Origin of the sequence: uncultured Campylobacter sp. (assembly GCF_938018145.1) — a bacterium.
GTDB lineage: Bacteria > Campylobacterota > Campylobacteria > Campylobacterales > Campylobacteraceae > Campylobacter_A.
This window is the reverse complement of the sequence record NZ_CALIII010000124.1, coordinates 1-10,083: the sequence shown is the minus strand read 5'-3', so window position 1 is coordinate 10,083 and position 10,083 is coordinate 1. Positions and strand designations below refer to the sequence as shown.

The window sequence follows — 10,083 nt, the reverse complement described above, 5'->3', positions numbered from 1 at the left end:
ACGGTTTTATTTTCTTGCTTTATTCCCGTTTGCTCAAATTTGCTTCCTTGCTCGGTGGCTTCTTTTACGAAGCCCATAAAAGCCTTAGCTTGCTCTTTGCTTGCTCCGTTTCTCTCCATCGTTTTTGCGTAACCCTCGAGAGTGCCTCCCGATTTTATAGCCTTAGCCGCTTCTCTTAGGTGGTATTCCAGCGCCGCGTCGTCGCCGATCATGGGCACGTATTTTAGCGCCGTTTGGCGCACGGCGTTTACGAATGCGGTCTTACTAGCTCCTCCGAAAGTAGTAGCTATGCCTTTATTAAATCTAGTCGGCATAATAAATTTACTATCCAGCGCGGCAAAAATCTCGGCCAAATTTCCCCTAGCTTTTGCGAGCTTGTCTATCTCTCTTACGATCTCTTTTGCTTTCTCGCTTCTAAAATTTGTTTTTTTCAGCGCGTCGTTTAGCTCTTTGCCGTTTAAAATCTCTCTCACGTTAAAAGTTCCCGTTTTACCAAGCGCCCCCTCGAAATCCTGCTTTATCGCCGCCAGTTCAAACTTTTGCGCTTGCTCGGGAGTTAGCTTTGATATAAATCTATCGTAAAGTCCGCCCTGGGTATCGCGCAAATCTCTAAAAGCGTTCATTACGTCTTGGGTGGAGCTTTCGATATTCGTCATCTTTTTAAAAAGCGGGCTTTTTTCAAAACCCTTATAATCCTTGTATTTTTCTAGGTTTTCTTTCAGGTACGCTCGCGCGGCGTCGTCGCCTAGCAGATCGTCCATCGCCTGCTCTAGTATCTCTTTGCCTTTTGCGAAATTTATCTTTGTGGCGTATGAGTTTTTGTCAGAGTTTAGGACTTCGTTTAGCCCTTTGTTGTAGTTTGCCCTTAGATCGTTTAGCTCTTTTACGCCCAGTTCGCGCCCTTTTAGGCTGTTAAATCCGTCCATTACTCCGCGCGTTTTATCGCTCGATTTATCGAAAATGTTTAAATTTGACGAGTATTCCTCTTTCATCCGCTCGATCGCGTCGTCTGAGAGTTTGATTTTCTGCCCGTTTTTAAACGCATCAAGATTGTCTATGGCTTGCCCAAAATCATCTTTCGTCGCCTTATAGTATTGCTCTACTACGTCTTTTAAGTCCGTCGTCTCGCTTTGCCCTATCATCTCGCGTAGACGGCTAACGTCCTCTTGGGCTAAATTCGCCAAATTTCTCGCGCCTTGTCCGCTTTTATCGCCCCGCAGGGCATTTAAAAGACGTTCGGCGGATTTTCGGTCGCTAAGAGCCAAATTTAAGATTTTCTCGCGCTCGGCATCAAGCCCTCTTGTATTGTTTATTGCAGCGGCCGCATCGTCAAGGTGGAGCTTTTGTGCGGCTTTTGCGCTAAAATCTTTCGCTTTGTTGATTATCGGGTTTAGTAGTTGCAGGTCGGTTATATTGCCGCCGTCCACCTTATATCCGCCTACTTCTGTCGCATTTTTTAGCATTGCTTCGGCCTCGTCGCCTGCTATCGCCTCGGCAGACTTCATCGCTCCTTTTACGTTTGCCGTCGGCACGCCCTCGATAGCCTGTTTACCAAAATTTAAAAGAGGCATTTTATCCGTGACCTTGCCTGCTAGATTTAACGTAGGTTTGCCATATTTTGCCGCCGCCCCTATTAGTGCGTCGCCCGCAACCGAGAATAAAGCTTCTTCGCCCATTTTTTTTAGCGCATTCGCAGCATTTGCCTCTTGTCCTGCGTAGTTTGAGTTATTTAGGTGGTCTATGCCGCTACCGCCCGCAGCGCCCAAAGCTCCGCCTGCCATATTTTGCAAAAAGCCGCCGCCCTTTTTTATACCGAATGCCGCACCCGCCATAGAGCCGGCATTATCTCTCATCACTCGCCCGATCTGCTTTATCAGCCCGTCGTCAAGATCAAAGAGCTCATCTCCTTTACGTAGATACAAATTGCCGTTATACTCGCTTAGCCCGTCAGCTAGTTTACTTTGCCTGATAGAGTTTGAGACATTTTTTAAAAACTCGCTCTTTTGCTTTTTAAGGTCATCCCCACCAAAGATCAATGGGTTTGCATTATCAAATTTTGAAATAGCGTTATTTACCGCGCTTTTTATTTCATCCGTATTTTTTGCGTTTGAAATATCCGCGCGATAATCCCTATCCGCCCCTGCTACGTCTGCGGCTGCATTACTCGCTACGCCGCCAAAAAGTTTTAACGGATTTAGCGAAAAAGGCAAAATCTCTGTTTGCAAACCTTTTTCCATCGGTATAGGCTGTATATTTTTACTTGCCTGCTCGGCAGCTATCTGTTTTCTTTGTTCATCGGTTAAATTTACGAATTGCATTTTTATTCCTTAGTAATCGTTTCTACCTTGTTTCACTATCATTCCGCCGTTTGCGCCTCGTTGCTGCACCGGCTCAAGCGTCTTAGGACTTATCCCCGTTAGCCGTTCTATGTTGGCGGAGAGGGCGTCTAGATTTTTTAGTTCAGCCTCGATGTTGTCGCTATACACTCCGTTTGGGAGAGTGGCGATAGCCGCGTCTATGTCGGTATATGCTAGGTGCGCCGCAGCCGTTAAGGTAGATAGAAAATTTTGCGTCGAAGGATCGCCGTATTTTGGCATAATCTCTTGGAGCGCCTGCAATACCGCGTTACTTCGCGCAGTTTTTGCCATTTTTGCCCTAAGTGTGTTTATTGCCACCCTTGCGTTAGTGGCCTCTTGGCTATCGCTATTAAGAAATTGAGCCACCGAGTTAGCAGGCTTAGTTAACCCGAACCAACCCGTCTCTTTTTGTGCCCCGTCGGATACTATGTTTGATATTGTAGATGCAAGTTTTATCGTTGAAATATTGTCAGCAAGAGGTTTTAAATTTTTCGTGCTGGCGCTTATGATTTTCGGGTTTAAACCGCCGCCCGACTTCATTTCGTTGCGCAAAATGGCGTCCAAATTTGCATCATCCAGCGCGCCAACATCTACTCCGTATTTTTTACCTATTTTTTCTCTTAGCCCGCTATTTTCCTTTAGCAAGGATTTTGCGCTCAAAATACTATCCTCAACCTCTTGGTTTTTTGTTTTTCTCGTTTCTATGATTTCCTGTTGGGATAGCGGGTTATTCCAATACGTACCGCCAAGCGAGGCGATTTGCGTTCTTATATGCTGATTTATCCCTCGCTCGATTTGTTCGTCATTAAAGCCTTGTTGTTTTAAATTATTTTTTATGAGTTCTAAATTTTGTGGAGTTACGCCGATTAGCGCCGCAGTCTCGGCATCCGTTTCGTTTAATAAATTCGCCCTGGATTTCGCCAATATCGCGTCCTGTAAATCTTGATCGTTTTGTCTGTTCTTATCAAAATCTAGCCTCTGCGCCTGCGTATTCGCATTCATCCTCGACGTGTCGGCATTGTATAGGCTTGTATTTGCATTCATCATGCCTATTTTGTCTTGATTTGCGTAGTGCAAAGCTTGGTTATTCCAATTTTTTACTTTTTCGGCTAGCTCGCTTTGCTTGAATTTCTGCGTAAAAGCATTATTGCTCGCCGTTTCCGCTTCAGTAGTCAGATTGTGTCTAGCCGTTTCAGCATCTCTTGCGCCCGTTAGCGCCTCACTAGCCAAATTCGACCGCATAGTCTCATTGATTTTCATCTGATTTTGGTTTTTTGCCACGTTTTCTTTGTATATGTCCCAAAGGGAGCGTCCGACTGCTCCGACCGCATCTATCATGTTCGTGTTGTAGTTGAAATCTACTCTATTCGGGTTAAAATACGCCACCTTTTTTGCTCCTTAAATTGTAAAATACGCTATAATCCCAAAAAGGATTATTTATGAAATATTGCCTATCTGTTGCCCTTTGCTTGTCTATCCTCGGCTGCGCCGCTAGCGAGCAAACAAGCTTTATACAAGCAGGGTTAAACGCTGCCAGCGGCGAAAGATACATAAACGACGACTCGCTTTTTCATAACGTCAGCAACCAAAACGGGCTTATCGCTACAGGCGTCGTGCTAGGATTAGGCCTGCTGGTTTCGGGCGCTAAAGCCATATCAAATGCCTTTAGCAGCGACGACGCAGGCTCGGACGAAGTCGCCGTATCAAACGACGAAAACGCGACTATTGCGGCTAGCGATGACAACGCCACAATAAATCAATAGCCCTCATCCTCGTCTTTGCGCTTACCGAAAGCGGACGAGTTCCACGCGTTGAGTAGGTTTTGGTTTGCCTGATTTTCTCTTGAAATTTGTCGCTCGGATAGCATTTTGTTAAAATCAAACGCCGCCTTTTGCTGTTTCATCATATTTTTAGCCGCCTGTTGTTGAGCTATACCCGAGTAAATGCCGCCCGCCATACCTAGCGCGTTCATCCAGTTAGGCGTTCCCGCCGCGTCGCTATTGCCTAGCCAGTCTAGAGCTCTCCCGCCAGCGTTTTTCAAAAGCCCCATAAAATCAAAGCCGCCGCCACCAGTCGATCCCCCACTATAGCCAAGCCCTCTTTTTAGGCTATCTACGGCCCAAGCGCCCGTGTCAAGTCCAAATCCCATTTTCTCCTCCTTATAACATCCCCGCTGTTTTTAAAATCTCAGCACCTAGTTCTACGTCGCTGACGCTCTCGCCTTTTTCCATTCTGTCAAATGCGCTTACGGTGCCAGCGCCTCTATTCCCACCCACTATTGGATCAGGCTCGCCACTTACTTTGGCTAGATTTATCATTGCCTTCGCGACTGCTTTCCATCCGTCGTAATTTTCGCCAAGTAGTGGCATAAAGCCGTTTTCGTCGGCAAATTTACCTAGTTCTTCAAGCTTGATCGTTGGAAAATCTTTTTTAAACTCGGCAGAGTTTTTGTTGAAAATTTCCTGCTGTCTAGCCTGTTCTGCGGCTGCGGCTTGTGCGGCCTGAAACTGCGCTAATTGTTCTCTTATCTGTCCGATGTCGCCTAGCCCCATACTGTCAAGCATCGCTTGCTGCTCGGGCGTCATTACGGCGGGTGCGCTCTCTTTCGGCGCAGCCTCGCTTTTAGGTGTTTCCTTTAATTCCGGCTCTTTGCTTGCTTCTTGCGGGGCCTCTTGTGGCTCACTAGGTTGCGCAGCTGGTTCATTCGTAGGCTCGCTTTCTTGGTCTTCGTTAAATGCGCCCATTAGCGCGTCAATTGCTTCGTTTTCAGTCATCGTCGTTCTCCTTGTATTCGTTGAAAAAATTTAAAAGGCTATCAAATATTTTTAGAATTTCAATAGCCCTTAGCCTCGTTTGCTCATCCTCTTTTTCATTTTCCGCGACGCATAAATTCTCGTTATACAGCACGGTCAAAAACTCCACAAAATCCTTAAAGGGCCTTTTTTCACATAGACCCAATAGCTCCCGCTTGAGACACAGTTCCCCCCATAGCTGCTGGAATATCCGCTCCCGCATATTGCTGATCAATTAGCCTTCCCTCCTTTCCTATAAATTCATTTGGATTTTTGATACCGTAAAGCGGTAAGAGCTCTAAAAGAATTTTTTCGTTAGCCTCTTTCATTCTAGCCGCACCGTCGCCGTCGCCTAGTTGCAAGCACATCCCAAACTGCGCACCTATTACTCCGCTAGCGTCCATTAGGGATTGTTTTTGCACCTCTTTATTTAGCGCGCCGATACCGGTGTTTAAATTAACGCTAAAACTCGGCACCTCCCCACGGTTAAAACCCGCAAAAAATATCGGATCGCCGTATTTCCACACAAGAAACGCTAACCTCTCAAAAATAGGCTCAAAGAAGGTTTCGTTATAGGTTCTAATGTAGCCTTGCAGTCTTACGCTACCCTCGTTCGCCATTATACTTGCCATAGTGGCAGTCTCTTTTCTCGTCGTAGGCGCTCCGTTTTGTTGAGGAGATACGCCGCTAACTTCGCTCATCTCGTTTTCTATGGTTTGCAAGGCCGCCATAGCCCCGCCGATGTCTCCAGGCGGGATTATAGTTACGTCCGCGGGAGCGTCCGTAAAAATAGGCGTTCCAACCTTGTGTATCTCGTCTCTGGATACGTTAGCTGATTTTGGCATTATGGTTTTTGGCATCACTTGATTTCTTACCACGTCGGTCACGGAGTTTCTGGTTACGTTTAGCTCCTCTTGCAAGGGTAGCATTGATGCCAGCACCGGCTCACCATACGCACAAATGTAGTTCTCATCGGTTTTCCCCTTAACTTGCGGGAGCATATACCCAAATACGAACGGCTGCCCGTCTTTTAGCTCTACGGCATCTCGTAGTATGTTGTTTTCAAAGAGCGTACTCACGTGCCATTTTTTCTTTTTGAGTTCGTATATTTCAAAAAGCTCAAATCTCTCATACGGCTTTTTGCCGTCAAATATTTCTGGCGTATCGGTTTTATATACTCCCTCGTTTAAAAGCTCTTTTGCGTCTTCGGGCGTAAGATATATGCGGTGCACGATGTAGCGTATATCATCTAAGTCTTTTGCATTCGGATCAAAAAATATCTCCCCTATGTCTATCTCGTCTATCCTCGCGCCGCTTCCTTGCCAATATACTTTGACGATAGACGACGGTGTAAACGGGGCTTTGAGAAATATCGGTGCAAAAACTTTGTATAGATTAATTTGCTCGCAATAGTGGTCTAAAGCTTCTTGCCACTTATCTATCACGTCGCCCGTAGAGTTGATGTATGGCTCTAGTTTTGCAAATTTCTCATTATTAAAGTACGTCTCTGTAAGCCCGTCATAAATTCTCTTTGCTTTTGAATTAAGCTTTGGTATGTAGTTTCTGCTTTTGTTTTTGTCTTTGAGATATTGTAATAGCTCAGGCTCTAGCACAAGCAAATACGCATCGTTAAGCTTATCAAACGCCGGTTTGTAATGCTCGTAGCCGTTCATCGCGATCTGTCTTAGCTTATCCAAATACCCCGCCCTATCGCCCATTTTTCCCCTCCAGCCTATAATATGTATTTTTACTAATCCCTGTAAGCTCACACACTCTGCGCATTCCCACGCCTTTTTCTTTGAGCGCGCTCGCAAATCTCACTTTGTGTTGTTTTGTCGGGACCACTCGCACTCCTTTCATCCACTCGCAAATCATCGTCGCCACGGATAGTTTGATTGCCTCATCGTCTAGCGGGGCGATTTGCCGTATGATTTCGGGCTCTATTCTCTCGTAAATATACTCAACTTGCAGTGTCAAATCTACCCTATTTTTGGGAAAACGTGCCATTTCTTTATCCTTTACCAACCAAAATCACCATCTCGCGAATACTCGTTCTTAAATTTAGGCGTTATTTTGTCAAAAAATGTGAGAGCCAAAGCATCCGCATAATCAGGGCTTACTCCATATTCTTTTTTTATCGCGTCTTTTGGTAGTATTAAATATCTTTCTTTACTATCGTATTCATATTCAATCATTTGCAGTTGTCTTTTAATTTTCTCGTTTGCGTCCATGGATAGCAAAGAAAAGGCATCGCGCAAAGAAAAATACATCTCTGCGCGCTTGTTTGCATATCTGCGCTCGTCCGTAGCCTTGAAGCTAGCTTTTGCCTCTCTTACGACATCCCTAAGCCCTAAGTCGCACAGTGTGTCATACACTCCTGCCCCAACGCCGATCGTATCTATAAAGATCACTTCTGGCTTATTTTCTGCGCGTTCGTATCGCCCGTATATTTCTCTTGCTAGCCCTGTGACGCTTGCTATTCTAAAGCCCTCAAAGCTTTTCACGCGGTAGCCCTCTCTTTGACAAAGTACGCTTTCGTCGTCTCCGTCGCGCGCCACGTCGAGCCCCCAAATGTCTAAAGCCTTGCCGTTGAAATCCCACGCCGCGCTGAAAGAATTCTCTATCATCGATAGCGTAAAAAGCGCGTTTGTCGTAGTGTCTAAAAACTCGCCGTAAATCTCTTGCCTCACTACATCGCTACCCGCCCCGCCTAGCTCTGCGATTAGCTCGTCTATTTCGCCGTGACGCAGCATCGGGTTTTTGTAGCTGGAGATTTGAAAATTTACCCAGTCTTTGTCGTTTCTCATACCGCGCGAGGCGAGGTCGAAAAACTTATTTTTGCCTTTCGGCACTCCACCGATAAAGGCTCTTGACGTCGGATAATCAAGTAACATTGGGCGGATGGCGTTGTCCCAAAGGTAGGCGTTTTTTAGGATTATGCCCGCCTCATTTAAAACTACTACGTCGTAGCCAAAACCCTCGATATTTTCGGGACGCTCCGCCGATCGCATATCAAGATATGCGCCGTTGATTGTTAGCTTTTTATCCTGCGCGTGAAATTTCCATAAATCTTTTGGAAGCTGTTTGAGTTCGGGCAAAAAGTATCTCTCGTAATATCTTTGCAAGTTGCCCGCCACCGTATCGACCCAAAGTATTTTTTTGCCCTCTAGTAGCCACTCGATACAAGCGTTGGCCATACCTTTTGTAAAGCCGCAACGCCTGCCTTTTTCAATCGTGGTAAATTTCGCGTCATTCTCAAAAAATACTTCGCGCTGCCAAGGAGCGTATTTTAGATTGAGCCTAATCTCGCTCATCTGCCAGCTCCCGTCTTTCTATCACGATTTTTGTTTCTTCGCTTTGTTGCACATTGGCATTATTGATCGTCGTGCTCGCGGTCCTTTGGTTTACGCCAAGCGTTAGGCTTGCTTTATCAATCGCGTCTTGCAGTGCCTTGTAATCGTTCGCATTTAGTTCCACCGGCTCGAAATTTTGCACCCCGTCACCGACGCCCACTTTTTCGTATTTGGTGTTTTTATCTAGCATTTCCGTGATTTTGGCTAGGTTTTTTTGGGTGGCATTAAAAATCAGCCCCCTATTATACGCCTCATCTTTGGCCGCGGTCATTATCGCGGTCATTTCCGTAGTCGTTAAGCTACTTTGTGCCGACAAAAGCGATATTTGCGCCTCAACTAGGCGGTCATTTTTCGGGATTAGCCCTTTCGTCAAATTCGCAATTGTAGTCTTTGACGCGTTATATTTTTTAGCCAGCTCTCTTTGGCTAAATTTGCCCGTATGAAAATCGGCTAGAATTTTCTCTTTTGTCTCGTTTGTTATTTTTGCCACTATTTTCTCCCTAGCTCGCTCTTGATAAAATCTATCGCCTCGCCCGAGCCGTAGCAAACTTTCGCTTTTGCGTAGCCGTAACAGTTGATGGTATCTATCCAATCCTCTTGCTCGTCCGATACCCTGCTTAGGCTTTTTTTTGCGCGCTTCATCTCGACGAAAACTATCTTGCTCGGCAAAAATACGAGCATATCGGGAAAGCCCGCGCTAGTTCCCATAGCTTTTAGTTTCTTTTTGTATTGCACGCTGGCTACTCTCTCGTTTGCTACGTGCGTAAATGGGAGCTTATTTGCTCGTAGCCAGTCGGCAAAGAATTTCATCTCCCAATTCTCTAGCGGTACTTGCCCCGTCGCTTTTGCATATGCTAGAGTGTTTTCGTATTTTGGTATCATCAAAACAGCGCCCCTCCCTTGCTTTTGTAAATCATATAATCAGGCTTAGTCTTATCGCCGTTGCCAAGACTAGCTTGCTTTATTTTGTAATCCTTAAAAACTTCGTCGCCGCACTCTATCCTATCGTCGATATACGGCAATATGTCGCTATTTTCGCTTGAAAAAAATATAAACGGCTCTCGCACCAATCTAATCAGCTTTAAGAAGTCGCGCAACCCCCAAAAGCATTTGTAGCCTGACTTATCCGTCTGCAGATACGGCGGATCTAAAATCAATACGACGTCCTGCCCGTCAAATTCTTTTATTAGTTCCATTGCATCTTTGCGGGCTATCTCTACGCCCTCTAAATAGCCTTTAGCGCTATACTGCGGCACGGGGCCGTTAGTCCCCGAAAAAAATCTTTTCTCTTTTTTAAATTCGGCTTCGTTATGCGCATAGCTCCCGCCGTAAAACAAAATTGAGCTAAATGTTAGCCAATCGATATAAAAGCCTTTGTTTTTAAAATCGTCTAAGATTTGAGTTATCGCAGACTTATCATCTGCGTCAAGGGGCTCACTTTTTTTGTATTTTTCGTAATGCGGGTTTATAGCGCGTAGAATTTCGTTTGCCTCCTCGATATGCGCCAATCTCTCGCAATACCCGTCATAGTCGTTGTATATTACGCGGGCGCTTGGATAGATCTGTTTTATGTTGTGGCTA

11 protein-coding genes and 1 pseudogene are annotated in these 10,083 nt (G+C 45.5%); 1 reads left to right on the top strand and 11 read right to left on the bottom strand.

Annotated elements, in window-relative coordinates:
- Positions 1 to 2,318 (bottom strand): annotated as a pseudogene (locus tag Q0338_RS02785) (hypothetical protein); the annotation flags it as partial.
- Between the two features lie 9 nt (positions 2,319 to 2,327).
- A complete protein-coding gene (locus Q0338_RS02780; protein ID WP_298085434.1) occupies positions 2,328 to 3,743 on the bottom strand; it encodes a hypothetical protein in 1,416 nt (471 codons plus the stop codon).
- Between the two features lie 53 nt (positions 3,744 to 3,796).
- On the opposite strand from Q0338_RS02780, the gene Q0338_RS02775 reads away from it, so the two are divergent.
- Positions 3,797 to 4,120 (top strand): hypothetical protein, encoded by a 324-nt coding sequence (locus Q0338_RS02775; protein ID WP_298085433.1) that lies wholly within the window; start codon positions 3,797 to 3,799, stop codon positions 4,118 to 4,120.
- On the opposite strand, the gene Q0338_RS02770 is transcribed toward Q0338_RS02775, so the two are convergent.
- The 9 genes from Q0338_RS02770 to Q0338_RS02730 all read right to left on the bottom strand — a co-directional run.
- The gene (locus Q0338_RS02770; RefSeq protein ID WP_298085432.1) at positions 4,114 to 4,506 is read right to left on the bottom strand and encodes a hypothetical protein; all 393 of its coding nucleotides are present in this window, start codon (positions 4,504 to 4,506) and stop codon (positions 4,114 to 4,116) included. The two genes, Q0338_RS02775 and Q0338_RS02770, sit on opposite strands and share 7 nt — an antisense overlap.
- A 10-nt stretch (positions 4,507 to 4,516) precedes the next feature.
- A complete protein-coding gene (locus tag Q0338_RS02765) occupies positions 4,517 to 5,131 on the bottom strand; it encodes an HIT family hydrolase (protein ID WP_298085431.1) in 615 nt (204 codons plus the stop codon).
- The gene (locus Q0338_RS02760; protein WP_298085430.1) at positions 5,124 to 5,279 is read right to left on the bottom strand and encodes a hypothetical protein; all 156 of its coding nucleotides are present in this window, start codon (positions 5,277 to 5,279) and stop codon (positions 5,124 to 5,126) included. The genes Q0338_RS02765 and Q0338_RS02760 overlap by 8 nt, the downstream gene beginning before the upstream one ends.
- Before the next feature lie 22 nt (positions 5,280 to 5,301).
- Complete coding sequence (locus Q0338_RS02755; RefSeq protein ID WP_298085429.1) at positions 5,302 to 6,867, bottom strand: phage head-tail adapter protein; 1,566 nt, start codon at positions 6,865 to 6,867, stop codon at positions 5,302 to 5,304.
- Complete coding sequence (locus Q0338_RS02750; RefSeq protein WP_298085428.1) at positions 6,857 to 7,156, bottom strand: resolvase; 300 nt, start codon at positions 7,154 to 7,156, stop codon at positions 6,857 to 6,859. Before Q0338_RS02750 ends, Q0338_RS02755 begins: the two co-directional genes overlap by 11 nt.
- Before the next feature lie 11 nt (positions 7,157 to 7,167).
- A complete protein-coding gene (locus tag Q0338_RS02745; RefSeq protein WP_298085427.1) occupies positions 7,168 to 8,463 on the bottom strand; it encodes a terminase family protein in 1,296 nt (431 codons plus the stop codon).
- The gene (locus Q0338_RS02740; RefSeq protein WP_298085426.1) at positions 8,450 to 8,992 is read right to left on the bottom strand and encodes a hypothetical protein; all 543 of its coding nucleotides are present in this window, start codon (positions 8,990 to 8,992) and stop codon (positions 8,450 to 8,452) included. The genes Q0338_RS02745 and Q0338_RS02740 overlap by 14 nt, the downstream gene beginning before the upstream one ends.
- Complete coding sequence (locus tag Q0338_RS02735; RefSeq protein WP_298085425.1) at positions 8,992 to 9,384, bottom strand: VRR-NUC domain-containing protein; 393 nt, start codon at positions 9,382 to 9,384, stop codon at positions 8,992 to 8,994. Before Q0338_RS02735 ends, Q0338_RS02740 begins: the two co-directional genes overlap by 1 nt.
- Positions 9,384 to 10,083, bottom strand: a 700-nt coding sequence (locus Q0338_RS02730) for a hypothetical protein (RefSeq protein WP_298085424.1), incomplete at its 5' end; no start/stop codon positions are given. The genes Q0338_RS02730 and Q0338_RS02735, both read right to left, overlap by 1 nt.

Excerpts from the sequence above, each read along its gene's own strand:
- Q0338_RS02775 (WP_298085433.1), top strand. The coding sequence starts at position 3,797 with ATGAAATATTGCCTATCTGTTGCCCTTTGCTTGTCTATCCTCGGCTGC.
- Q0338_RS02770 (WP_298085432.1), bottom strand. The coding sequence starts at position 4,506 with ATGGGATTTGGACTTGACACGGGCGCTTGGGCCGTAGATAGCCTAAAA.
- Q0338_RS02765 (WP_298085431.1), bottom strand. The coding sequence starts at position 5,131 with ATGACTGAAAACGAAGCAATTGACGCGCTAATGGGCGCATTTAACGAA.
- Q0338_RS02755 (WP_298085429.1), bottom strand. The coding sequence starts at position 6,867 with ATGGGCGATAGGGCGGGGTATTTGGATAAGCTAAGACAGATCGCGATG.
- Q0338_RS02750 (WP_298085428.1), bottom strand. The coding sequence starts at position 7,156 with ATGGCACGTTTTCCCAAAAATAGGGTAGATTTGACACTGCAAGTTGAG.
- Q0338_RS02745 (WP_298085427.1), bottom strand. The coding sequence starts at position 8,463 with ATGAGCGAGATTAGGCTCAATCTAAAATACGCTCCTTGGCAGCGCGAA.
- Q0338_RS02735 (WP_298085425.1), bottom strand. The coding sequence starts at position 9,384 with ATGATACCAAAATACGAAAACACTCTAGCATATGCAAAAGCGACGGGG.